A 24,564-nucleotide genomic window follows, 5' to 3' on the forward strand; every position below is an offset into this window, starting at 1 on the left:
ATTATCCTAACGCTCCCATCAAATATACTACTGTAAATATGAACACCCATACAACGTCAATGAAGTGCCAGTATAAAGCAGCAGTATTAAATTTATGTGCATTATAAATATTTAATCCTCTAGATTTATTTCGGAAAAGAAGTAATGTTAACCAAACTAAACCGATCAATACGTGGAAACCATGTGTACCTACTAAGAAGTAGAACGCACTACCAAATGCACTTGAACGGAAAGTATGACCTTGATGAACATATTCAACAAATTCATAAATTTCTAATCCTAGGAAACCTAATCCTAATAAGATTGTAATACCAATCCAAATAAATAATCCTTTGGCATTAAAGTTACGTAAATGATATAAAGCATAAACACTCGTTAACGATGATGTCAGTAATAACATTGTCATTACAAACGCTAATGGTAAATGAAATAAGTCTTTAGCTAATATATGTGATTCACTTGGTACAGCATCTTTCAATGCTAAATAAGTTGCGAATAATGATGCGAATAAAGCAACTTCACCACCAAGGAATACCCAAAAACCAACTAATTTATTCTTACCTTCTAACGATGCCGTTTCCGGATGATCTGGCCAATTGTCAGCAGTAAATTTAACTTCTTCTTGTGACATTAACGCTCACCTCTTTCATACTCTAATAACTCTTCTTTAGAAATATGATGTCCATGATCATCTTTAAGTGATCTTACAATCATACTTCCAGCAGTAATACCTAAACCAATGATTAACACAAATACTGCCCATGGTTTTTCATTTAAGTCTTTAACTGCATCTAAAGCCCACTCTTTTCCATCTGCAAAATACATTGCACCGAATGATGCTACAAATAAACCAAACGCTTGCATAAATGGAATAAATGAATTATTAGGCATGTGTATCTCATCTAACGATTCAGCAGGTAAAATCTTACCGTTGTTATCTTTCTTCTCAATCCAAAATGCATCTAAACCACGAACAAGTGGTGTTTGTGCAAAGTTATAATGAGGTGTTGGTACTGGTAATGACCATTCTAAAGTACGACCATCTCCCCAAGCATCTCTTCCAACTTTTTTACCTTTAATCAATGTAATAATAACATTTAATACTTCTATAATGACAGCGATGGCCATTAAGATTGCACCAATTGATGATACTAAGTTTGGAATGTCATATCCTTGTCCTGGTAAGTATGTAAATACTCGACGAGGCATTCCCCATAGTCCTAAGAAATGTTGGATTAAGAACGTTAAATGGAATCCAATGAAGAATAACCAGAACGTAATTTTACCTAACTTCTCACTAAGCATTTTACCTGCAATTAATGGGAACCAATAATGCAGACCTGCGAGAAGTGCAAATACGACACCGCCCACGATAACATAATGGAAGTGAGCAACAATGAAGTATGAATCATGTAGTTGATAATCAGCTGGCGCTGATGCTTGCATGACACCTGTTACTCCACCCATAACGAATGATGGGATAAAGAACAATGAATATAGCATTGGTGTTGTAAATTCAACGCTACCACCCCAAACAGTGAGTAGCCAGTTAAATATTTTAACACCTGTTGGAACTGCAATTGCCATTGTAGCTACTGCAAATATAGCGTTAGCAACTGGGCCTAAACCAACTGTAAACATATGGTGAGCCCAAACCATGAATCCTAAGAAACCGATTAATACAGTTGCAAATACCATTGCTGAATAACCAAATAAACGTTTTCTAGAAAATACAGGTATGATTTCAGAGAAAATACCAAACGCTGGTAATACTAAAATATATACTTCTGGATGTCCGAAGATCCAGAATAAATGTTCCCAAATAATTGTGTTACCACCTTGAGAAGCAACGAAGAATGAAGTACCAAACATTCTATCGAAAATTAACAAGAATAAGCCGATTGTTAATGGTGGAAATGCAAATACGATTAATGTTGAAGCAACAAATGTTGTCCAAGTCATTAAAGGCATACGCATATATGTCATACCTGGTGCTCTCATATTTACAATTGTAGCAACAAAGTTAATACCAGCAATCAATGTACCAGCACCTGAAATTTGTAAACCTAATGCATAGAAATTAATACCGTGTCCAGCCGATTCAAGTGATAAACTTGCATAAGATGTCCACCCTGCATTTGGCGCGCCACCTAAGAACCATGATAAGTTTAAGAATATTCCTCCAAAGAAGAATAACCAGAAACCTAGAGCATTTAAGAATGGAAACGCAACATCTCGTGCACCAATTTGTAATGGAACAACCGCATTCATGTAACCAAATAATAATGGCATTGCGGCTAAGAAAATCATAGTCGTACCATGCATTGTAATAATTTCATTGAATAATCCAGCAGTAACAAAATCATTTTCTGGTACTGCTAACTGGATACGGATTAACATTGCTTCTATACCACCAACAGCAAAGAATAATCCACCAGCAATTAAATACAAAATAGCAATTTTTTTGTGGTCAACTGTTGTTAGAAAATCCCAAACAGTTGCTCCAAACCCCTTTTTACTTTGAGTAGACACTAGAGTAACCTCCCTTTCAATTCTTACTTATCAACTTTTCTTTCCATTAAGTAGGCAGATAAAGCATCAATGTCTTCATCAGAAACTTTGTATTGACCAGTCATTTTATTACCAGGCTTAATGCTTTCTGGGTCTTTAATCCATTTTTTAAGGTTTTCATCATCATGTTTTAAATAACCAGCGATTAAATCGCGATCACCGAAGTTAGTTAAGTTAGGGCCTTTAGCACCTTCACCAGTTGGTGTTACTGCGTGACAACCTGCACATGATTTATTAAATACCTTTTCACCTTCTTTAGCTTGACTAGAAGTCGCTGCTACTGGTTTATCAATAGATTTCATATCTTTAACCCATTTGTCAAAGTCATCTTGTGGTAGGGCTTTCACTTTAAAGTCCATTAAAGCATGTGATGGACCACATAACTCAGCACACTTACCATAGAATAAGTTTTTAACATCTTTGGCTTTTTTATCATTAAATTCAAGATAGAATTTATTTATGCCTTCAACGTTTGTATCCATTTTACCGCCGACAGCTGGTACCCAGAATGAGTGTTTAACATCAGCTGAATGTAATCTGAAGTAAACTTTTTTATCTGTAGGTACAACTAATTCTTGGCTGGTAACGACTTTCTCGTTTGGATAGCTGAATTCCCACCAATAAAGATTCGCTGTAACATCAATAACAAGTTCTTTACTGTTTCCTTTTTCATCTACTTTGTCAATTGCTTTCGTATCTCCTAATGAGAATGTAAGCATGACAGTTGGAATCGCTAAAACAATAAGTAAAATAATTGGGATGATTGTCCAAACTAATTCTAGTTTGTGGTTCCCTTCCACATCTTTAGGAACAAAATCTTCTCCTAATTTTTTTCGACGGAATTTAAGCATTGCAATTAAGAAAATAATAACTACTATAACAATAACAAGCAACATAATGCCTATCGAAAGCATTAATAAAAAGAATTGTTTATCAGCAACTTCACCAGCTGGTCGAAGTACCGATAAATGTGGTTCGCCACACCCTGCTAGAACAAACAGTAGTGTAGCAAGCAAACCGAACATTTTCGTGTTTTTTAAACGTGTCTTCATTCGTTTAACCCCTCTTTCATGCATTCATTCAAATTAATTATATTAACTGTATGACTGATACTACTACCGTCATAGCAAAGAAAATAACAAGATAATTCAAAGAAAAAATAAACATGCTCATCGCCCATTTTGATTTGTTTATGTCTTTTTTAAAACCATAAAAAGCTAATATCATCCACGCTAAATTAAGTAAAGTAGCGATGATAATAAATGCCGTACCTAGTTGTGTCATTAAGAATGGTAACGGTAATAATAATAAAACCCAAAACAACATACTTAATCTTGTTCTATTGAAACTTTTCACTGAAGGCAACATTGGTACTTTAGCTAATGCATATTCATCTTTACGACGATATGCTAAAGCATAGAAATGTGCCGGTTGCCATGCAAATAGCACTAAAAATAGTAACCATGCTAGTGGACTTAATGATGGATCAATACAAGCCCATCCAATTAGTGGTGGCACTGCACCTGGAAAACTACCTACAACAGTATTCCAAACTGTATGTCTTTTTGACCAAATGGAGTACAACACGACATACCCAAATATGCCTAATAATCCAATGATTCCGGTTTGCATATTAATCATGAATAATAAAATTTCACCCACAATCATCAAACCAAAACTGAGTTGAATTAAGTGTTTGTCATTAATTCTTCCATTAACTGTTGGTCTTTTCTGTTTAGATGGCATGATCGAATCTATATCTTGATCATAGTAATTGTTAATTGCACAAGCTCCGCCCATAATTAACGTTGTTCCGACCATCATAAGTAATACTACCGGCAAACTTTGGAAGAAGTGAAATCCACCAAATACAATTGCAAGCCAAGCACCTGCAAATGTTGGAATTAGATTCCCTTGAACAAGTCCCATTTTAATAATGGCTTTTAATTCATATAACGTAAGTCTACCTGTCACAATGTCCTTCTCAGAAGCTACACTATATTGATTTTGTTGCAAATTTGTCCCTCCTTCCATAACTTTCACATATAACTCAATGATATATGAAAATTGTCACATTATCTATACATTTTTGAAACAAAATTTTGACATTTTATTGCTTTTCTGCAGATATCATAAAAAGTCATTATTGTGTAACATTTACAATCCCTTTTCATTGTTATACTATAGATATTAGTGTTTAAAACAGAATCGTATTAAAAAGATACAATAAATGTTAATACGGTGTTCTCTTAAATTCTATCATATTTTTAAACATAAATAAGGTTTATTTTAGAATAAAGCCCATTTTATAGTAGTTTAAATATGAATTTTATTTTACTTGAGGTGTTCATATTGTTTAGTGATAAATTCTTAAAATGGCTATCTACTATAGCAACGATTGTGATGCTATTTGTACAATTAGGTGGAGCCTTAGTTACAAAGACAGGATCAGCTGATGGTTGCGGAAGTTCATGGCCATTATGTAACGGATCTTTCATCCCATCTAATTGGCCAATAGAAACAATTATAGAATTAGCACACAGAGGTGTTTCAGGATTAGCATTGATTCTTGTATGCTTATTATCATATTTAAGTTGGGTTAAACTCGGACATATTCGTGAAGTTAAACCACTTTGTATCACGAGTATTGCATTTATATTTGCACAAGCGTTAATTGGTGCCGCTGCCGTTATTTGGCAACAAAATGATTTCATTTTATCATTACACTTCGGTATTTCACTTATTAGTTTTGCATCTGTCTTATTACTTACATTAATTATTTATGAAGTCGATCAGAAATTCGAAGCAACGCGTTTAGTAATTGATAAGCATTTAAAATTCCATACTTACGGCGTTACATTTTATATTTATATCGTTATATATTCAGGAGCATTAGTAAGACATGCCGACGCAAGTTTAGCATGTTTAAGTTGGCCACTATGTCACAATGGTAGTCTTGGATTACCTGGAAACTTTTATGAGTGGGTGCAAATGACACACCGAACACTCGCCTTCTTTATATTTATTTGGATATTATATATCTTCATTTATACTTTCAAAAAGTATTCACAATATCGTGTCATTAAATATGGTTGGACATTAGCTTTCATACTTGTTTGTTTACAAGTAACAACAGGTGCTTTATCAGTTTTAACTAGAGTGAATTTATTTATCGCTTTATTACATGCATTATTTATTACGATGCTATTTGGTTTACTCTGTTATTTCATCATGTTGATTGCAAGATCCAAGAGAAAATCTTAATCTAATATGAAATCGGATGGGACACGATGTCCCATCCGATTTTTTGAATTTAAATATAAAAAAAGTGGCTGGGACATAATATAATGTCTCAGCCACTCTCTTTTATTTATCTACAGTTATAATTAAATCTTGAGTTTGTATACTGTCTCCTGCTGAAACATAAATATTACTTACCGTTCCATCAAATGGCGCTTGTATTGTTGTTTCCATTTTCATTGCTTCGGTAATGATTAAGGCATCACCTTGTTTCACTTCATCGCCTTGTTTTACTTTCACTTCTGAAATTGTTCCAGGCATTTGTGCACCAATATGTGATTCATTACTTAAGTCTGCTTTTTGAAGTATCGCATCAGAAACTTTAACGTGTTCATCTTTAACATATACTTTTCTTGGCTGACCATTTAATTCATAGTAAACCCAACGATGACCGTCTTCATAAACATGTCCTATTGATAACAATTTAACGATAAGAATTTTACCTTTATCAATTGTTATTTCAACAGTTTCATTCTTAGCCATACCGAATAAGAATGTTGGTGTATCTAATAATGATAAGTTACCGAAACTTTCGTATGTACGAATATATTGTTCATACACTTTCGGATAAATCGCATAACTGATTAAATCTTGTTCAGTCACTTCACCTTGTTGTTTACTTTGTAATTCTTCACGTAATGCTTCAAAATCAACAGGCTCTAATAATTCACCTGGTCTTGAATCAAGTGGTTTTTGGCCTTTTAATATAACATCTTGTAAAGATTTATTGAAACCATTCACAGGTTGTCCAATTTCACCTTTAAAGAATGATACTACTGATTCAGGGAAGTCTAATGAACGTCCACGTTTAATTACGCTTTCTTCATCTAGATCATTTTGTACCATATATAATGCCATGTCTCCAACTACTTTTGAAGATGGTGTTACTTTTACAACATCACCAAATAATAAGTTCACACGTTTATACATATCTTTAACTTCATTAAAGCGCTCACCTAATCCTAAACTTTTCGCTTGTTGACTTAAGTTAGAATATTGTCCACCTGGCATTTCATGTTGATAAATTTCTGTATGTGGAGAACGAATATCACTTTCGAAGTCAGAGTAATAATTTCTAACTGTATCCCAATATTGAGATAATCTCTCTAGTCCTTCAATATTTGTTCTTACATTTCGCTCATTACCACTCAATGCATAATACAATGAATTGGCGGATGGTTGAGATGTTGTACCACTCATACTAGCAACAGCTGTATCTATTACATCTACCCCTGCTTTTATCGCACTTTCATAAATCATTAATCCATTACCACTTGTATCATGTGTATGAAGATGAATTGGAATGTCTACATGTGTTTTTAATTCACTAATTAATTCAAACGCTGCTTTTGGTTTAAGTAATCCGGCCATATCTTTAATACCTAAAATATGTACGCCTTCACTTTGTAATTCTTTAGCAAGGTTTATATAGTAATCTAATGTATAAACATTTGATCTTTCTGGATTTAAAATATCACCCGTGTAGCAAATTGCACCTTCTGAAATCTTACCTGATTTTTGAACCGCCTCGTTCGCTACTTTCATTTGATCTAACCAGTTTAATGAATCAAAGATTCTAAATACATCAATTCCGGCTTCTGCACTTTCTTTTACGAACTTCTCAATAACATTATCAGGATAGTTTTTGTATCCAACAGCATTAGAAGCACGTAATAACATTTGGAAAAGTACGTTCGGGATATTTTTACGTAAACGTGTTAATCGTTCCCAAGGATTTTCTTTCAAGAAATTATAGGCTACATCAAATGTTGCACCGCCCCACATTTCTAATGAAAATGCATCATTTAAATGTTTCGCTGTTTCAGGTGCAATCTGTAACATATCGTACGTTCTCATACGAGTTGCTAATAATGATTGATGCGCATCTCTAAACGTCGTATCCGTTAATAGTACATCTTCTTGTTCTTTTAACCATTTACTAACGCCATCTGGTCCTTGTTGTTCTAATATTTGCTTTGTACCTGATAATGATGACAATTCTTCTTTTGTTACTTCTTCAGTTTTGAATTTTTCAAAATATGGTTTCTCACGTTTTTGAACACTAGGGAATCCATTCACTGAAATATTACCGATATATTGTAGTGTTTTAGTACCTCTATCTCGTGATGGAGTAATTTCAAATAGTTCAGGATTATTTTCTAAGAACTTAGTTGTATATGTCCCTTTAGCAAACTTTTCGTGATTAACGACATTGTATAAGAACGGTATATTTGTTTTAATACCTCTAATTCTCATTTCTTTTAATGAACGTAACATTTTTTCAGTTGCTTGTCTTAATGTAATGGCATGCGTTGAAACTTTCACTAATAATGAATCATAATATGGTGAAATTTCAGCACCTTCAAATCCATCACCAGCATCCAATCTTACGCCAAAACCACCACTTGATCTGTATGCAATGATTTTACCTGTATCTGGCATGAAATCATTTAATGGATCTTCAGTCGTGATCCTACTTTGAATTGCAAATCCTGTCGCTGTGATATCTTCTTGTTTAGGCATTTCAATTTTATCGCCATGTAATTCCTCACCTTGTGCAACTAAAATTTGCGTCTTAACAATATCAACACCCGTTACCATTTCAGTAATCGTATGTTCAACTTGTACACGTGGATTCACTTCAATAAAGAAGAATTCATCTCCAGACACTAAAAATTCAACTGTTCCTGCATTAACATATCCGATTTTCTTCATTAAATCTAATGCTGCATCACATATGCGATGCCTTAAGTCTTCACCTAAAGATACTGAAGGTGCAACTTCGACAACTTTTTGATGTCTTCTTTGTACAGAACAATCTCTTTCATATAAATGAACTAAGTTACCATGTTCATCTCCCATAATTTGAACTTCAATATGTTTCGGTTGATCTATGTATTTTTCTACATAAACTTCGCTATTACCAAATGATTTACCTGCTTCAGATTGCGCACGTTGATATGCATCTTCTAAATCTTTTGCTTCATTGACGATACGCATACCTTTTCCGCCACCACCAGAGATGGCTTTGATTATTACTGGAAATCCATTTTCATTTGTAAATGCTTCAACTTCTTCAAAAGTTCCTACTGATCCATCAGTACCTGGAATGACTGGAAGGTCCGCAGCAATTGCAGTTGCTCTTGCTTTTACTTTATCACCGAACATATCTAAATGTTTAAGTTCAGGTCCAATAAATTTGATACCTTCTTCGGCACATCTTTGTGCGAAAGTTTTGTTTTCACTTAAAAATCCATAACCAGGATGTATTGCATCTACATTTGCTTTTTTCGCGACTTTAATAATCGCTTCTATATCTAAATAACTTTCTGTTGGTCCTAAGTTCTCATCTACTAAATAAGATTCATCTGCTTTATATCTGTGTAAAGCACCTAAATCTTCATTTGAATAAATAGCTACTGTTTCTATATTTAGCTCTGTTGCAGCCCTAAAAATTCTTATAGCAATTTCGCCTCGATTGGCTACTAATAATTTGTTAATTTTGCTCATATTTGGAGGCTCCCCTCAATGTATTTGAATTTTCTAAAAACATTATATTAACCCATTATATAAAAAAAACGGATTATATTCTACTATAATCCGCTTTTTCACTATATTTTATTAATTTCTATGTGTAAATATGCAATATTACATCACCTATGTGACTGTTCGATTCTGATTTGTTTCGCCGTTAATAACAGTATACCAGTTGCAATACTCAAGCTCATCATCGATGAACCACCAAACGTCATAAATGGTAATGGTACACCTGTTAATGGTATCGTTCCTGAGATTCCTGCTAAGTTAACAAATGTTTGTACACCTATATAACTAGATATACCAACACAAACAAGTTTAAAGAAATAAGATTCTGTTAGTGCTGCATATAAGAAGCCTTTATAGACAATAAACATAAGTAAACCGATAATAAATAGTACGCCTACTAAACCAAGTTCTTCCGCGATTACTGCAAATATAAAGTCGGTATGAGGTTCCGGTAAATATCCTAATTTCATAATACCATTACCTAAACCTCTACCAAATAATCCGCCATTACCAATTGCTAATAATGAATTAGCTAAATGATATCCGATACCACTTTCATAATTAAATGGATTTTCTAATACGTGGAAACGGTCAGCTTGGTGCTGAGATAATATTCCACCCTTAAACACAAAACTAAATATGACTAATAGAACAACACCAGCAAAGATCGGTCCGGACCATTTTAATATCGCTTTAATACCGATACCTGAATATGCAAAGATACAAAATACAATCATACAAAGAATAATTGCTTGCCCTGTATCATTTTGTAATAATACTAAACCGATACATGTACCAATTAAGAACAATGGCATCATTAAGGCAAGTTTAAATTGCTTTAATCGATTTCGTCGTTTATCAATTATGAATGATAAATATAAGATAATCACTACTTTTAAAATTTCAGATGCTTGTAAATTCATGAAACCTAAGTTAATCCAACTTTTCGCACCATTGATTTGCGTACCAACGAGCAATGTTAAAATTAACAAACCAAATATTGAAAATATAATGACTTGCTGAACACGTTTATTCTTCAATATGTTGATATGCATAAAGTACGACATGAAAAATACAATACAAAATCCCATAATACAATACATCAACTGTCGAACAAAGAAGTAAGTGCCTGAAACTGGAACACCACCAGTGAGCGTCCCTTTTGTTGCTGCGACCATACTTGCACTATAAACCATCACTAATCCTATAAACGATAAAATAATATAAGTAATCAATAGTGTAAAATCTATGTATTTCGAGTAATCCTTAATATACAGGAAAAAACGTTTAATATAATCCATCTACTCATTCCAATTCTAAAAAAATAAGTCTAAAGAAAGATTTCTCCTCTCTAGACTTTGTATCATTTAAACATTTGTGAAAGCATCATGCAATTTAGATAATTCTTTCTCTAAACTTGCCATAAGTGTCTGACCCTTTTCTCTTTCAACAAGTCCAATTTGTACTGCAAAATCAACTTCCTTTTGAAGACCAAACATTTGCGTATCTAAAACTTCCTCATATAATGGACATTGTGGCATTGTTAAATTGTCCATTTGTACTTTTATAAGTTGAAGAATCTTTTCAGAATCGTTATATAATTGGTCATATGCCTTCTGACGAATATCTGAATCGTAATGCATGACATACTCCCCCTTAATTTTTAGTTTCTATACTTATAAAATTTTAGCTTACAAATGTGAAAATTGCAAGCGAAAACAGAACGTAAATCATTTCAAATATGTTAAAATTAAATTGTTAGATTGATAGGAGTGAAAAATATTGATACAAATCAAAGGGAATTCAAAATTTAATATTACATTAGACGCAACAACATGGATATTCGATGATCGTAAAGTGAAAATCGAAGACCTAGAAAAGGGGATTTTCAATGGTGAAAGACCAATTGAATTTGAAAATAATGTTGCATGGAATCGCGCAATCTTAGAAGGTGCAACGATGCCACCTACTTTAAATAGTGAAACGTCTTATAAAAAACGTTCATTTTTAGAAGAGACATTCGTGATCAATGCGATGCCATTTATTAAAAATTCAGAGCCAAACGACGATGCAACAAAAGTTCTTTTAAAAAATGATAAAGAATCTATAGAGATTCCTATCGAACAATGGCCATATTTATTTTTCCATTTTTCTAAAGATGGAAAGATGATATATAAAGATGGAAAAATAGATGCATTCACATATGATCAAGAGAATGGTTATCAAAACAAATTCAGTTACGTTGCTGAAATTGAGGTTGTATAATAATGGTTAAGAAAGTTAAATGTATCATTTGTGATACTGTTGTTAACTTAGATTCTAAATCTTTAGAAGCAAAGAGATTAAGAAACCACCCCATTCGTACATTTATGTGTGATCAATGTAAATCTAAATTAGATAAACCAAAATAATTTTTATAAAAAAACAGCGCTTAAACTTTGGATTTAAATCCAGTTTAAGCGCTGTTTCTTATATTTCATCGCTATTTTGTTGACTATTACGTTCTTTATGAAGTCGATAACGATAGAGACCAAGTACTATTGCTGCAATAATTAAGCTTTCACCTATTGGTAAAAATACTGCAAGGAATGTTAATAATAAACATCCTAAGAATAGTAGAATATAGATAATAATGTTTTGCCAAAACTTGAGTTTTCTTGCAAATCCTAAATTATAAACAATTGCACTAAGTACAAAGATTGTTATTAATAAAAGCATCATACCAAGTTCTGGGTTCTCATCTACTCTAAATAACTTACCAAAAAATGAAAGTCTTTCTGATGGATCAACACTAACATTTTTAGCAACTAAGAGCATCTATATCACTCCTCTTCTTGTTCAGCCATTTTTTGTCTCTTTTGAGCACGTTCTCTTTCTGCTTTTTCTAAAATTTTCTTTCTTAAACGAATAGATTCAGGAGTAACTTCTACTAACTCATCATCATTTAAGTATTCTAAAGCTTCTTCTAAAGTTAAAACTCTTGGTTTTTTCATAGTTGTTGTTTGTTCTTTTGTAGCTGAACGGATGTTGTTTGCTGCTTTAACTTTTGTAATATTAACTGTTAAGTCGTTATCACGTGTATTTTCACCAACAATCATACCTTCATATACTTCAGTACCAGGTTCCATGAAGTTTACGCCTCTATCTTCTAAGTTCAAGATTGCGTACGTACTTGCAACACCTTTATCGATAGAAACAAGCACACCATTTCTTCTACCACCAATACGTCCTTTAATTCTTGGACGGTATGAATCAAATGTATGGTTGATAATACCATAACCACGTGTCATAGACATGAATTCAGTTGAGTAACCGATTAGTCCACGTGCTGGTACGATAAAGATTAATTTAGTTTGACCATTTTCATTAGATTGCATATCTAACATTTCACCTTTACGTGATCCAAGTGATTCAATAATTGCACCTGTATATTCATCAGGAACATCGATTTGAACACGTTCGTAAGGTTCACATTTAACGCCATCTACTTCTTTAATGATAACTTGAGGTTTAGAAACTTGTAATTCATAACCTTCACGTCTCATATTTTCAATAAGAATAGATAAATGTAATTCACCACGACCAGCTACTACCCATGCATCTGGTGATTCAGTAGGTGTAACACGTAATGATACATCTGTTTCTAATTGTGTTTCTAATCTTTCTTCGATCTTACGAGCAGTAACGAAAGTACCTTCTTTACCAGCAAATGGTGAGTTATTTACTGAGAATGTCATTTCTAAAGTTGGCTCATCAATACGTAAGATAGGTAAAGCTTCAACATTATCTTGAGGTGTTACAGTTTCACCAACGTTGATATCTTCCATACCACTTACTGCAATTAAGTCCCCAGCATAAGCTTCGTCAATCTCAACACGATTTAAACCAAAGAAACCAAATATTTTTGATACTCTGAAGTTTTTAATTGTACCGTCGATCTTAACCAATGAAACTTGTTGACCAACTTTAATTGTACCTCTAAATACACGGCCAATACCGATACGTCCTACATAGTCATTATAATCTAATAATGCTACTTGGAATTGTAAAGGTTCTTCTCTATTATCGATAGGAGCTGGAATATATTCTAAGATTGTTTCATATAAACATTGCATGTTTTCATCTTGTTTTTCAGTATCTAAACTAGCTGTTCCACTTAATGCTGATGCATATACAACTGGGAATTCAAGTTGCTCATCATTAGCATCTAGTTCAATAAATAAATCTAATACTTCATCAACGACTTGTTCAGGTCTAGCTGATGGTTTATCAATTTTATTTACAACTACTACAGGTTTTAAATTTTGTTCTAATGCTTTTTTAAGTACGAAACGTGTTTGAGGCATTGTACCTTCGTATGCATCAACTACTAATACTACACCATCAACCATTTTCATAATACGTTCAACTTCTCCACCAAAATCGGCATGTCCTGGTGTGTCTAATATATTTATACGGTGATCTTTATAATTAATTGCCGTATTTTTGGCTAATATTGTGATTCCTCTTTCTTTTTCTAAATCATTTGAATCCATTGCACGTTCTGCTATATGTTCATTTTCACGGAAAATACCAGATTGTTTTAATAATTCGTCTACTAAAGTCGTTTTCCCATGGTCTACGTGGGCAATTATTGCAATGTTACGTACATTCTCTCTTAAATTAGTCATGCAAAAATTTTCCTCTCCAAATTAAATTTGTTCGATTTATATTTATAACTTGGTAATTATAACATAAATCCTTAGAAAAATAACTATTATTGTCCATATTTACTCAAATTAACGTGAATCTTATTCAAAACGTTCCTCGTTTCAAGGTTGATTTTTAATGAAAACTAGCCCATAATAAAACAATGAAAACGGTTAAAGGATGAGTATAAATGAAAAAATCTAAAGCAATATTTGTCTTACTTGCTTTAATAGTTACGATTTTCCTTTTAGCTTTTAGCTTTGCGTTAGCAGAAGGTTCTATCTTATTCATGTTGCTAGCTGTATTGTTAATTATTGCTACAATGGGTTACGGCTTCACGCTTAAAAAGAAATATCGTGAAAATGGTTGGCTTTAATTTAAAATTATATTATTAAACTGAATGAGTCTGAGACATAATTTAATGTCTCAGACTCTATTTATTAAATCACTTATTTACGATTTTCCTCTAAATCTATCTGAATGAATCTCGGAAAGTAACGCACGATGTGGCAAGAAATATTGGTTTAATATTTCATCGTGTATCGCTTTATTTCCAATCAATATCGAATTGGCTTCTAATATATTTAATGGTTCACCTAATTGATTTGTAACAATTGCACCAACCTCTTCAACGATTACTAATCCACCAGCAAAATCCCAAGGCTGTAACCTCATCGTTAAATATGCACTTGTTATTCCTTTAGCTACATTAGCAAAATCTAAAGCAGCTGATCCATACGCACGCGTACTTCTTGATTGATCAACAATCGGTGCATATATTGGATAAAGTTTTTCCTTAGTTAACCATAATGGATTGGTCGATATCAAACTCTTTTTCAACTCTGTATGTTCGAGCGGTTTCAACGCTTGATCATTTAACCACGCCCCTTGTCCAGCTAAAGCATGATACAATTTGTCATTCATCACATCATAAACAAAACCAGCATACTTTTCACCATCTATAAAAATACCAATGGATATAGCAAAATTTTCTTGCTGATGTACAAAGTTTAAAGTACCGTCAATAGGATCAATAATCCATAACACGCCATTTGTATCTTTAATATCCTTACCATGTCCTTCTTCACCAAGAATATGATGTTCAGGATATTTATCATGAATTTGTTTAAAAAGTCTTTCCTCTGTTTCTTTATCGATGTTTGTCACTAAGTCATTGGGATTTGATTTTGTTTCAATTTGAAGCTCTTCGCCTATAGATTCACGAATCTTACTACCCGCTTCTTTAATGATGCTATAACCAAATTTATATATTTCCATGAAAAGACCCCCTACAATAATATTATATTAGCATTGTTCTTTATATATTCAAAAAAAATTATGATAAAATGTATGTATAGTACCATAGTAATAAGGAGGACAACTATGTCTAAGTATACTTTTAAACAAAAAGATTTTAAAGTTTTTAGTATTGATGGTTTAGAAAATAGAATGGAAGCATTAGATGAACACGTGAGACCACAATTAAATGCATTAGGTGAAAAATATAGCCATTATTTAACAGAACAAACTGGAGATACTTTCTATCATCACGTTGCCAAACATGCACGTAGAACAGTAAATCCACCAAAAGATACATGGGTAGCCTTTGCCACAAATCAACGTGGATATAAAATGTTACCACACTTTCAAATCGGCTTATTTGAATCACAATTATTTGTAATGTTCGGTGTTATGCACGAAAATAAAAACAAAGGTCATATGGCAGATTTCTTAAGTAAAAACATACATTTACTCGAGTCATTACCAAGTGATTATTCATTATGTTTTGATCATTATAAAATAGATAAGTCACCAATCGATACTTTATCTACAGATGATTTAAAGCATCATATAAAAAGATTAAAAGACATTAAAAAAGCTGAATTCTTTGTTGCTCGAACACTAGACCCTAAATCAGAAGTGTTGAAGACAGATAAAGCATTTGTTCAATTTTTAAATGAAACATTCGATGAATTCATCAAGTTTTATGAATAACAGAGAGTGATAATATGTGTACGAGGTATGTTGAACATACCTCGCACTTTTTTTATGGTTGCTATGAGATTATAAGTTGGAATAAGTGATTTACAGATGGCTATTTATCACGTTTGTCCAGTCTTGATAAATTCAAGCATTCTATTTATCACGTTTGCTCAGTCTTGATAAATTCAGCCATTCTATTTATCACGTTCGACGAGTCTTGATAAATTCAAGCATTCTATTTATCACGTTTGCTCAGTCTTGATAAATTCGGACGTCCTATTTATCACGTTTGTCCAGTCTTGATAAATTCAGGCACTCTATTTATCACGTTTGCTCAGTCTTGATAAATTCAGGCACTCTATTTATCACGTTTGCTCAGTCTTGATAAATTGCTAGTCTCTCCAAGATGCGCAAACATACTCATCATCTCATAATATAAGAAACGAGGCTGGGACATAATTTAATGTCTCAGCCTCGTTTAGCATCTTGGCAGTAGATGACTGAGTTGAAAATGCGCTTATATCAAGCTTTTTTCAACTCTAGTCATCCTTGCCGGGGCGGGACTACGAAATCTTTTTTATATAAATAAGATTTCTGTCCCGCTCCCTTTTTTTATTAATAAATATATGGATCGTCATCTTTTTTCTTTTTATGTCTTTCATTGAAATCATTCTCTTGATGATAAATCTCATCATCTGCACTATGATTATTATCTTGGAAGTTTACATCTTCAAATTGATGCTTTGATTCGTCTTTTCTCACAAAAAGTACGATTCCAGCGACAATGAAAAATACGAGTGAAAAGATGTTAAATGTAAGGATAGATATTAATCCTGCAATTATTGCTAGTACACCTGCTAAGATGCGCTGTCTTTTAACAAAAATCATCGCAACTATTGCAAATATAATAGAGATAATTAAAATAACTATTACTAGATTCGAAGCTGGATTTAACATGGCGAATACTTGATCAGCACTTATTTCAGAATTATTCTGATTATTTTCTTCAAATGCTTTAGTGAATTGAGCTTGTGCATCTGGTGCATTTAAACCAGCTTTCAGAATAAATGCGAATATGATATAAATAAACGAACATATCAATCCTAAAATTAAGAGCGTAAACTCTAATGTTCTTTTCATTAATTGCCCTCCTATTCATTTTATATTTCTATTATCTCAATTTGTTTTGAAATTTCAACCTTATTTGTCTTTATTTGTAATATTTTGCGCATCTTGATTTTTATTTTCAAAATACTTTTTCTGTTGTTGCATACGCTGATCATAATTATTACGTCGTTCTATTGCAGCGTTTGGTTTTACTTTTTTAGGTTTTTTTTCTTTTTTAGGTTTTTCTTCACTTGCTTGATACTCATCTGCTTGAGTAGTCTCATAATTATAAGGATCTTGTTGCTCTGTTGCTACTTCTTCAGTTTGATTTTGTTCTGTTTGTTCTGTCTGTTCATTGTTGTCTTCATTTTCAACGACTGGCTGTTTGTGTTTTTTATGTTTTTGATGTTTTTTACTACGTGATAATACTTCATCATTTGAACTTTGTGAAACTGTTTCTTGTTGTTCTGTTGGTTGACTTGTCTCTTCGACTTTCTCAGGTTTCTCAACATGTTCATCACGAGCTACTGGCTTTTCTTTTCTAACTTCACGTTGTTCCTTTTCAGCTTGAACTGGACGTGATGGTCTTGGTTGCTGAACGACTCTATCTTGGTCATGTTTAACAAATGGTTCTTGTTGTCTTCCTTGCATCGGAATGATTTTGTCTTTTCTTACAAATAACAAAATGCTGACTAAGAAGAAAAATAATGGAACTAAAACGATAAATAACGGTATTGTAACCACTGCTAATATTAAAAATACAGTAGCTGAGAAAACTCTCCATCTCATGAGCACTAATGCTATAAATGAAAATATTAATACAATAATTAAATAGATAATAAATAGCCAAATCCAATTTTGTATATTGAGAGCAAGCTCACTTGATGATAGCAGTTGACCATTCACAGTCATATTAATATTTAATCGATTAATTAATGTTTCTAGTCTGTTTATGTTGGTCGGATTATTTAATACGACAAGGGCAGCAAATAATGATATAGCTGTTACGCCTATGAGTATAAACCAGGCAAGCCATCCAAAAAATCTTTCGAATCCTCTCCCAACAGGTTGTCTCACATGTTCTACATATGAATTCATTATATTTCCCTCCTTTAATTGAACTAGGTTTAATTATAACAAAAAAGAGCCTCTGTTTCCCACAAAGACCCTTTTTCATGATTATTTTAACGACATTTTAAATTTTAAAAATGCTTCGTTATATTTCGCTATATTTTCTTTTCCTAAATCTTTATAAACTTCTAATTTTTTTCTAATATTTGAATCTGGATAAAATCTTTCGTCTTCTCTAGTTTCTTTATCTAACAATTTGTAAGATTCTTTATTTGGTGTCGCATATCCGACCCATTCAGTATTCTGTTTACCATTTTTTTCATCTAATATGAAGTTGATAAATTTATGTGCACCTTCTACATTTTGTGCAGTCTTTGGTATAACCATATTATCAAACCATAGATTAGATCCTTCTTTCGGTACAACAAAATCTAAATTATCATTTTCACTCATAATATCTGCTGCCATACCACTCCATACAACCGCGACATCAGATTCGTTTTGAACCATCATCGTGTTAATTTCATCACCGACAACACCACGAACATTTGGAGATAACTTTATAAGTTTGTTTTGAGCTTTTTCTAATTTCTTTGGATTCGTTTCATTTAAACTTTCATTCATACTATTTAATGAAAATCCGATACCTTCTCTTGCTCCATCAACGACAAGAACATCTTTATTTAACCTTTTATCCCATAGACTATTCCATGAATTAAAATCAATGCCCTTTGTCTTTTCAGGATTATATAGAATGCCGACCGTTCCCCAGAAATAAGGTATTGAATATTTATTGCCCGGATCAAATGGTAAATTCATAAAATCTTTATCTATATTTTTTAAATTTGATAATTTTTTATGGTCAATTGGAATTAGTAGGTCCTCTTTAGCCATTTTTTGAATGGTATATTCACTTGGCACAGCAACATCATAAGGTGTTCCACCATTTTTAATTTTTGCCATCATCGCTTCATTTGAATCAAATGTTTCATATACCACTTTGATGCCAGTTTCTTTCTCAAACTTCTTCGTTAATGCTGGGTCAATATATTCTCCCCAGTTATAAACGTAAATGACATCTTTTTTTCCTTTTGCTGGCGGGGGATCGATAAGTTTAGTCGATAATATAAGTAAAGCACCTACAATTAATGAGATACCAATCAGTTGTATTAATTGCTTCATCTTAATTCTCCCCTCTTTTTAGACTTCTTTTCTGTTGGCCACGTTTAATAAAGTAATAGCCTAGAATTAATATCATTACTAATAAGAATAGTAACGTTGAAATCGCATTGATTTCCATAGTTATGCCTTTTCTCGCCATAGAATAAACTTCTACTGAAAGTACGCTGAAGCCAGAACCTGTAACGAAGAAGCTGACAGTAAAGTCATCTAAAGAATACGTTAACGCCATAAAGAATCCACCGATTGCGCCTGGAAGAATATGCGGGATAACGACTTTCGTTAAAGTTTGCCAAGAATTTGCACCTAAATCTCTTGCAGCATCAATCATTGATGTATTCATATCGTATAATTTTGGTAATACAAGTAATACAACGATAGGCACACAAAATGCAATATGAGAAATTAATACAGACCAGAAACCTAAGCCCATTCCTGTATAATGTCCAATCACTGTAAATAATAATAAGAATGATGAACCAATAACTACATCTGAACTTACCATTAAAATATTATTTAATGTTAATAGCCCGACTTTGATTTTTTTATTTCTTAAATAATGAATACCAATTGCGCCACAAATACCAATTAAAGTTGAGATACTTGCCGCTAACAACGCTACTGCGATTGTATTCACGATAATAACAATCAATCGTTTATTTTGAAATACGGATAAATAGTGATCAAATGTAAATCCTTCAAAATGCGTCATATTGCCAGCGCCATTAAATGAATAATAAATTAAGAAAAAGATAGGCAAGTATAAAAATGCAAGTACTATCGATAAATATAATTTTCCTGTTATTTTCATACTAAACCTCCTTTTTCTCTGATTTAGATTTTGTAATGATTAGGATAAATGCCATTGCAATAATTAAGAATACGGCGATTGTTGATCCCATACCATAGTTTTGTGTCACTAAAAATTGCTCTTGAATCGCAGTCCCTAAATTGACGACTTTATTCCCAGCAATTAATCTTGTAATCATAAATAATGATAAAGCAGGAATAAATGTAATTTGAATACCTGTCTTAACACCTTCTAATGTTAGAGGGACAATTACGCGATTAAAAGTTGTTAAATGACTCGCACCTAAATCTCTTGATGCTTGTAATAAATTCTCAGGTATTTCTTCCATCGAATTAAATATCGGCAACAACATAAACGGTATATAAATATATACCGAAACAATGATAAATGCCGTACTTGTAAATAAAAACTCTGTTGATGGTACATGGAAAATACTTAATAATTTATTAAGTAAACCATCATGACTTAAAATACCAATAAATGCATATGTTTTTAGCAATAAATTTATCCATGTCGGTAATATCACTAGCAGAAGGAGTACTTCTTTATGCTTTGCACTTCTTAATGCGAGCGCTAATGGATAACTAATCACTAAACAGAAAAACGTAATGATACTTGCATACCATATAGAACTTACAGTCATACGTAAATAGCTACTTGTAAAGAAATTCTGATAGTTTACTAAAGAAAAATGCCCTTCAATATCTAATAACGATGCGTAGAAAATCATACCAATAGGAACAATAATAAATAACACAATCCAAATCATATAAGGTACAAGTAGAATGGATTTTATTTTATTCATTGTTATCATCCTCATAACTTTCTATTCGACGATCAAATTCTTCTTCAGTTTCACCAGGTAACATAATATGAATGGCTTCTGATTCAAAGTAAAGACCGACCGTTTCTCCAATTGTTGCTTTTTTAGTCGTCTGTATTATCCATTCATTACCTTGTGCATCAAAACAACATATTTCATAATGTACGCCTCTAAATAGTTGAGAATCAACAACAGCAGAAATACGACCTTCACTTTCAGACTTGATTGTTATATCTTCTGGACGAATGACAACATCTACTTTGGCATCTTTTTCGAAACCAGCATCGACACATTCGTAAGGTATGCCATACATTTCAACGACATAATCTCGTTTCATTATGCCACTCACAATATTGGATTCACCTATAAAATCAGCAACAAACTTATTTACAGGTTCATCGTATATATCTACAGGTGTACCACTTTGTTGAATTTTACCGTTTCTCATGACAAATATGTAATCACTCATTGCTAAAGCTTCTTCTTGATCATGTGTAACAAATATGAAAGTAATTCCTAATCTCTGTTGAAGTTCTCTTAATTCATATTGCATTTCTGTTCTTAACTTTAAATCTAAAGCAGACAATGGTTCATCTAGTAAAATAATTTCAGGTTCATTCGCTAACGCTCTTGCAATTGCAACACGTTGCTTTTGTCCACCACTCATTTCAGTGATTTGGCGGTCTTCATAACCTTCAAGTTTAACGAGTTTCAACGCTTCTTTTACTTTGTTTTTTATTTCACTTTTATTTAATTTTTTGATTTTTAATCCAAAAGCTACATTATCAAAGACGTTTAAATGAGGAAATAATGCATAATCTTGAAACACTGTATTTACTTTTCTTTTGTTTGCAGGCACCTGATTGATAATCTTGTTATTAAATAGAATGTCCCCGCTCGTTGCTGTTTCAAATCCCGCAATTAATTTTAATATTGTCGTTTTACCGCAACCTGACGGACCGAGTAAAGTATAGAACTTACCTTCCTCTATTTCAAAACTAATATCATCTAATACTTGAGTGTTACTAAAGTTTTTTGATATATTTTCAAACTTTATAATTGATTGTGACATAATTTACCTCCTATAAATATGATTCTGTAGCTACGATTAATACCTCTGCAACTTGCTCTGACAAATTTGAAAATTGATGTTCTTCATTTGCCTTAAAGTAATAACATTCTCCCTGACTAGCAGTGAATGTTTGTTTACCTAATTTTAATGTGATTTCTCCCTTTTTAACATATGCAAATGTTTCTGAAGAAGAAGGACTAAAACATTTATACTTTGCACCACTTCTTAATTGAATAATTACAGGTTCCATTTCAAATTCATTTGAATCTGGTACTAACCATTTGATTTTGTAACCTAAATCATATTCATCATATAAAGTTTGCTCATTATTTGGATAATATATACGTGCTTGATATAGCTTTTCATTAAAGAATTCACTAGGTTCAACACCTAATACATCTAATATATTCAAAAATGTTTCCATTGATGGTGAAGATAGATTTCTTTCCAATTGTGATATATAACCTTTAGATAAATCTGTACGTTCACCTAATTCTTCTTGTGTTAAATTTTTTTGATGGCGTAAATTTTTAAGCTTTTCTCCAATATCCATAAATCCCCCAAAAAACGTGTTTGTTTACTTTTACTAAACATTAAGTTTAGTACCTTTAATAAAATAACAGAAATCATTTTATTATTCAACACTTTTTTGAGGGATTTATTATAAATTATTTAATTGAAATGTGTGATGACTCTTTATCTTCTTTAAGTGCTTTAATAGCTTTATAGCCATCATAACCACTTGCTTCTTTAAATTCTTTGTATATATTATTCTCATCAGATTTACCAGGAACTATTTTTTTGAAATTTTTATATGCATTGGCAAATTGTTCTCTATCTGTTTTATCTTCATAAGCATTTTCAATATGATTAAAAAATTCAACGACTTGGATCATCTCTTCTTGAGTCCAATCTACGTCAATAGGATAACTATATTCCATATTTACACTCCTTTATAAAAAAAAGGTTGGACAAATTGTCCAACCCTTTATTGATTCTTTAGATTATAGCGTATGAATAGGTGTTCCTAAAGCTACTTCAGCAGCTTCCATAGAAATTTCACCTAAAGTTGGATGTGCATGAATTGTTAATGAAACATCTTCAGCAGTCATTCCAGTTTCAATAGCTAATCCTAATTCAGCAATGATGTCTGAAGCGCCTGTTCCAGCTACTTGAGCACCAACTAATAAGCCATTTTCTTTTAATGAAACAAGTTTAACGAAACCAGCAGTTTCATTTAATGCTAAAGCACGACCATTTGCAGCAAATGGGAATTTAGAAGCTTTAACTTCTAAGCCTTCTTCTTTAGCACTTGATTCAGAATGTCCTACAGTCGCTAATTCAGGTTCAGTGAAACATACAGCTGGGATAGCTAAGTAGTCTACCGCTGATTTTTCGCCTGAAATTGCTTCTGCAGCAACTTTAGCTTCATAGCTTGCTTTATGTGCAAGTGGAGGGCCAGCTACGATATCACCAATCGCGTAGATATTTTCGATTGAAGAACGGCTTTGTTCATCAACTTCGATTAATCCACGTTCAGATAATTTAATACCTAACTCTTCAAGACCTAATTCATCAGTATTTGGACGACGTCCTACAGTAACTAATACATAGTCAGCTTCGATTTCTTTCGTTTCTCCGCCAGCTTCATAAGTAACTTTCACGCCATTATCAGTTTCTTCAGCAGATTTAGCCATTGCTTCAGTTACGATTTCAACGCCTTTTTCTTTTAGACCTTTTTTAACGATTTGAGTCATTTGTTTTTCGAAACCGCCTAAGATATCTTTCGCGCCTTCAAGAATAGTAACTTCAGAACCGAAGTTAGAATAAGCAGTACCAAGTTCAGAACCGATATATCCGCCACCAACTACGACTAATTTTTCAGGAACTTCTTGAAGTGCTAAAGCACCTGTTGAATCTATAACACGTTTACCAAATTTGAAATTAGGAATTTCAATTGGACGTGATCCAGTTGCAATGATTGCATTTTTGAAAGTATAAGTTTGAGAAGCTTTTTCTGTCATAACTTTTAAGTTATTTTCATCTACGAAGTAAGCTTCACCATTAACTACATCAATTTTGTTACCTTTCATTAATCCAGCAACGCCGCCTGTTAATTTTTTAACAACGCCATTTTTGAATTCTTGAACTTTTTCAAAATTCAATGATACTTTCTCTGCAACTACACCCATATCTTCTGAATGTTGTGCATTATGGAAACGGTGTGATGCTGATAATAATGCTTTAGATGGGATACAACCAACGTTTAAACATACGCCACCTAATTCGCCTTTTTCAACGATTGTTACTTTTTGTCCTAATTGTGCTGCACGAATTGCTGCAACATAACCACCAGGACCTGCTCCAATTACAATAGTATCTGTTTCAATAGGAAAATCTCCAACTACCATT

24 protein-coding genes are annotated in these 24,564 nt (G+C 32.7%); 5 read left to right on the forward strand and 19 right to left on the reverse strand.

All coding sequences use genetic code 11. The features are described from left to right. Position 1 precedes the first annotated feature (1 nt). From P3U32_RS08580 to cyoE, 4 genes are read right to left on the reverse strand one after another with little or no spacing between them, the layout of a single operon-like run. Positions 2-631 carry a cytochrome c oxidase subunit 3 gene (locus tag P3U32_RS08580; RefSeq protein ID WP_323702720.1) on the reverse strand — a complete coding sequence of 210 codons (630 nt, stop codon included), beginning with the start codon at positions 629-631 and terminating at the stop codon, positions 2-4. Further along, positions 631-2,532, reverse strand: coding sequence for a cytochrome c oxidase subunit I (gene ctaD, locus P3U32_RS08585; protein ID WP_323702721.1), 1,902 nt, complete (start codon positions 2,530-2,532; stop codon positions 631-633). The genes P3U32_RS08580 and ctaD overlap by 1 nt, the downstream gene beginning before the upstream one ends. A gap of 23 nt (positions 2,533-2,555) precedes the next feature. Beyond that, entirely contained in the window at positions 2,556-3,623 is a 1,068-nt protein-coding gene (gene coxB, locus P3U32_RS08590) for a cytochrome c oxidase subunit II (protein ID WP_323702722.1), read from the reverse strand. A 37-nt stretch (positions 3,624-3,660) separates the two neighbouring features. After that, the gene (gene cyoE, locus P3U32_RS08595; RefSeq protein ID WP_323704861.1) at positions 3,661-4,548 is read right to left on the reverse strand and encodes a heme o synthase; all 888 of its coding nucleotides are present in this window, start codon (positions 4,546-4,548) and stop codon (positions 3,661-3,663) included. Between the two features lie 375 nt (positions 4,549-4,923). Between cyoE and P3U32_RS08600 the strand changes: the two genes are divergently transcribed. Next, positions 4,924-5,835 carry a COX15/CtaA family protein gene (locus P3U32_RS08600; protein WP_323704862.1) on the forward strand — a complete coding sequence of 304 codons (912 nt, stop codon included), beginning with the start codon at positions 4,924-4,926 and terminating at the stop codon, positions 5,833-5,835. Between the two features lie 102 nt (positions 5,836-5,937). On the opposite strand, the gene P3U32_RS08605 is transcribed toward P3U32_RS08600, so the two are convergent. From P3U32_RS08605 to P3U32_RS08615, 3 genes are all read right to left on the reverse strand, one after another. Next, positions 5,938-9,381 (reverse strand): pyruvate carboxylase, encoded by a 3,444-nt coding sequence (locus tag P3U32_RS08605; RefSeq protein WP_323702723.1) that lies wholly within the window; start codon positions 9,379-9,381, stop codon positions 5,938-5,940. Positions 9,382-9,524: 143 nt separating this feature from the next. After that, on the reverse strand, positions 9,525-10,718 hold the full coding sequence (locus tag P3U32_RS08610; RefSeq protein WP_323702724.1) for an FtsW/RodA/SpoVE family cell cycle protein: 1,194 nt from the start codon (positions 10,716-10,718) through the stop codon (positions 9,525-9,527). Positions 10,719-10,784: 66 nt separating this feature from the next. After that, positions 10,785-11,060 carry an Fpa/YlaN family protein gene (locus P3U32_RS08615; protein ID WP_323702725.1) on the reverse strand — a complete coding sequence of 92 codons (276 nt, stop codon included), beginning with the start codon at positions 11,058-11,060 and terminating at the stop codon, positions 10,785-10,787. Between the two features lie 139 nt (positions 11,061-11,199). On the opposite strand from P3U32_RS08615, the gene P3U32_RS08620 reads away from it, so the two are divergent. Together P3U32_RS08620 and P3U32_RS08625 are read left to right on the forward strand one after the other, a co-directional pair. Next, positions 11,200-11,682 carry a hypothetical protein gene (locus P3U32_RS08620; protein ID WP_323702726.1) on the forward strand — a complete coding sequence of 161 codons (483 nt, stop codon included), beginning with the start codon at positions 11,200-11,202 and terminating at the stop codon, positions 11,680-11,682. Between the two features lie 2 nt (positions 11,683-11,684). After that, positions 11,685-11,828, forward strand: coding sequence for a DUF2197 domain-containing protein (locus P3U32_RS08625; protein WP_323702727.1), 144 nt, complete (start codon positions 11,685-11,687; stop codon positions 11,826-11,828). 58 nt (positions 11,829-11,886) lie between these two features. On the opposite strand, the gene P3U32_RS08630 is transcribed toward P3U32_RS08625, so the two are convergent. Together P3U32_RS08630 and typA are read right to left on the reverse strand one after the other, a co-directional pair. Further along, a complete protein-coding gene (locus P3U32_RS08630; RefSeq protein WP_323702728.1) occupies positions 11,887-12,234 on the reverse strand; it encodes a YlaH-like family protein in 348 nt (115 codons plus the stop codon). Between the two features lie 5 nt (positions 12,235-12,239). Next, positions 12,240-14,087, reverse strand: a complete 1,848-nt coding sequence (typA, locus tag P3U32_RS08635) for a translational GTPase TypA (protein WP_323702729.1) — start codon at positions 14,085-14,087, stop codon at positions 12,240-12,242. A 209-nt stretch (positions 14,088-14,296) separates the two neighbouring features. Here typA and P3U32_RS08640 point away from each other — a divergent pair, with 209 nt between their 5' ends. Continuing rightward, positions 14,297-14,482 carry a DUF5325 family protein gene (locus P3U32_RS08640; RefSeq protein WP_323702730.1) on the forward strand — a complete coding sequence of 62 codons (186 nt, stop codon included), beginning with the start codon at positions 14,297-14,299 and terminating at the stop codon, positions 14,480-14,482. Between the two features lie 77 nt (positions 14,483-14,559). On the opposite strand, the gene P3U32_RS08645 is transcribed toward P3U32_RS08640, so the two are convergent. Further along, entirely contained in the window at positions 14,560-15,384 is an 825-nt protein-coding gene (locus P3U32_RS08645; RefSeq protein ID WP_323702731.1) for an inositol monophosphatase family protein, read from the reverse strand. A gap of 105 nt (positions 15,385-15,489) precedes the next feature. Here P3U32_RS08645 and P3U32_RS08650 point away from each other — a divergent pair, with 105 nt between their 5' ends. Further along, positions 15,490-16,101, forward strand: a complete 612-nt coding sequence (locus P3U32_RS08650) for a YktB family protein (protein ID WP_323702732.1) — start codon at positions 15,490-15,492, stop codon at positions 16,099-16,101. Between the two features lie 603 nt (positions 16,102-16,704). On the opposite strand, the gene P3U32_RS08655 is transcribed toward P3U32_RS08650, so the two are convergent. The 9 genes from P3U32_RS08655 to lpdA all read right to left on the reverse strand — a co-directional run bounded on the left by P3U32_RS08655 (position 16,705) and on the right by lpdA (position 24,563). After that, complete coding sequence (locus P3U32_RS08655) at positions 16,705-17,229, reverse strand: DUF4064 domain-containing protein (RefSeq protein ID WP_323702733.1); 525 nt, start codon at positions 17,227-17,229, stop codon at positions 16,705-16,707. A gap of 60 nt (positions 17,230-17,289) precedes the next feature. Then, a complete protein-coding gene (locus P3U32_RS08660; protein ID WP_323702734.1) occupies positions 17,290-18,294 on the reverse strand; it encodes a DUF4064 domain-containing protein in 1,005 nt (334 codons plus the stop codon). Between the two features lie 81 nt (positions 18,295-18,375). Continuing rightward, on the reverse strand, positions 18,376-19,449 hold the full coding sequence (locus P3U32_RS08665) for an ABC transporter substrate-binding protein (RefSeq protein ID WP_323702737.1): 1,074 nt from the start codon (positions 19,447-19,449) through the stop codon (positions 18,376-18,378). A gap of 1 nt (position 19,450) precedes the next feature. Beyond that, positions 19,451-20,257, reverse strand: coding sequence for an ABC transporter permease (locus P3U32_RS08670; RefSeq protein ID WP_323702738.1), 807 nt, complete (start codon positions 20,255-20,257; stop codon positions 19,451-19,453). Position 20,258: 1 nt separating this feature from the next. Next, positions 20,259-21,062: an ABC transporter permease gene (locus P3U32_RS08675; protein WP_323702739.1), complete on the reverse strand. Its 804-nt coding sequence runs from the start codon at positions 21,060-21,062 to the stop codon at positions 20,259-20,261. Beyond that, complete coding sequence (locus P3U32_RS08680) at positions 21,055-22,152, reverse strand: ABC transporter ATP-binding protein (protein ID WP_323702740.1); 1,098 nt, start codon at positions 22,150-22,152, stop codon at positions 21,055-21,057. Before P3U32_RS08680 ends, P3U32_RS08675 begins: the two co-directional genes overlap by 8 nt. A 10-nt stretch (positions 22,153-22,162) precedes the next feature. Next, positions 22,163-22,705 carry a helix-turn-helix domain-containing protein gene (locus P3U32_RS08685; protein WP_323702741.1) on the reverse strand — a complete coding sequence of 181 codons (543 nt, stop codon included), beginning with the start codon at positions 22,703-22,705 and terminating at the stop codon, positions 22,163-22,165. Between the two features lie 115 nt (positions 22,706-22,820). Further along, positions 22,821-23,093 carry a UPF0223 family protein gene (locus tag P3U32_RS08690; RefSeq protein WP_323702742.1) on the reverse strand — a complete coding sequence of 91 codons (273 nt, stop codon included), beginning with the start codon at positions 23,091-23,093 and terminating at the stop codon, positions 22,821-22,823. Positions 23,094-23,156: 63 nt separating this feature from the next. Next, entirely contained in the window at positions 23,157-24,563 is a 1,407-nt protein-coding gene (lpdA, locus tag P3U32_RS08695) for a dihydrolipoyl dehydrogenase (protein WP_323702743.1), read from the reverse strand. Between the last annotated feature and the right edge of the window lies 1 nt (position 24,564).

The sequence above is a fragment of the Mammaliicoccus sp. Dog046 genome (assembly GCF_034039665.1).
Classification (GTDB): Bacteria; Bacillota; Bacilli; order Staphylococcales; family Staphylococcaceae; genus Mammaliicoccus.

Bases quoted from the DNA above. Each gene is read 5' to 3' on its own strand.
- P3U32_RS08580 (WP_323702720.1), bottom strand. From the start codon at position 631: ATGTCACAAGAAGAAGTTAAATTTACTGCTGACAATTGGCCAGATCAT.
- coxB (WP_323702722.1), bottom strand. From the start codon at position 3,623: ATGAAGACACGTTTAAAAAACACGAAAATGTTCGGTTTGCTTGCTACA.
- P3U32_RS08605 (WP_323702723.1), bottom strand. From the start codon at position 9,381: ATGAGCAAAATTAACAAATTATTAGTAGCCAATCGAGGCGAAATTGCT.
- P3U32_RS08610 (WP_323702724.1), bottom strand. From the start codon at position 10,718: ATGGATTATATTAAACGTTTTTTCCTGTATATTAAGGATTACTCGAAA.
- P3U32_RS08615 (WP_323702725.1), bottom strand. From the start codon at position 11,060: ATGCATTACGATTCAGATATTCGTCAGAAGGCATATGACCAATTATAT.
- P3U32_RS08625 (WP_323702727.1), top strand. From the start codon at position 11,685: ATGGTTAAGAAAGTTAAATGTATCATTTGTGATACTGTTGTTAACTTA.
- P3U32_RS08630 (WP_323702728.1), bottom strand. From the start codon at position 12,234: ATGCTCTTAGTTGCTAAAAATGTTAGTGTTGATCCATCAGAAAGACTT.
- typA (WP_323702729.1), bottom strand. From the start codon at position 14,087: ATGACTAATTTAAGAGAGAATGTACGTAACATTGCAATAATTGCCCAC.
- P3U32_RS08640 (WP_323702730.1), top strand. From the start codon at position 14,297: ATGAAAAAATCTAAAGCAATATTTGTCTTACTTGCTTTAATAGTTACG.
- P3U32_RS08645 (WP_323702731.1), bottom strand. From the start codon at position 15,384: ATGGAAATATATAAATTTGGTTATAGCATCATTAAAGAAGCGGGTAGT.
- P3U32_RS08650 (WP_323702732.1), top strand. From the start codon at position 15,490: ATGTCTAAGTATACTTTTAAACAAAAAGATTTTAAAGTTTTTAGTATT.
- P3U32_RS08655 (WP_323702733.1), bottom strand. From the start codon at position 17,229: ATGAAAAGAACATTAGAGTTTACGCTCTTAATTTTAGGATTGATATGT.
- P3U32_RS08660 (WP_323702734.1), bottom strand. From the start codon at position 18,294: ATGAATTCATATGTAGAACATGTGAGACAACCTGTTGGGAGAGGATTC.
- P3U32_RS08665 (WP_323702737.1), bottom strand. From the start codon at position 19,449: ATGAAGCAATTAATACAACTGATTGGTATCTCATTAATTGTAGGTGCT.
- P3U32_RS08670 (WP_323702738.1), bottom strand. From the start codon at position 20,257: ATGAAAATAACAGGAAAATTATATTTATCGATAGTACTTGCATTTTTA.
- P3U32_RS08675 (WP_323702739.1), bottom strand. From the start codon at position 21,062: ATGAATAAAATAAAATCCATTCTACTTGTACCTTATATGATTTGGATT.
- P3U32_RS08680 (WP_323702740.1), bottom strand. From the start codon at position 22,152: ATGTCACAATCAATTATAAAGTTTGAAAATATATCAAAAAACTTTAGT.
- P3U32_RS08685 (WP_323702741.1), bottom strand. From the start codon at position 22,705: ATGGATATTGGAGAAAAGCTTAAAAATTTACGCCATCAAAAAAATTTA.
- P3U32_RS08690 (WP_323702742.1), bottom strand. From the start codon at position 23,093: ATGGAATATAGTTATCCTATTGACGTAGATTGGACTCAAGAAGAGATG.
- lpdA (WP_323702743.1), bottom strand. From the start codon at position 24,563: ATGGTAGTTGGAGATTTTCCTATTGAAACAGATACTATTGTAATTGGA.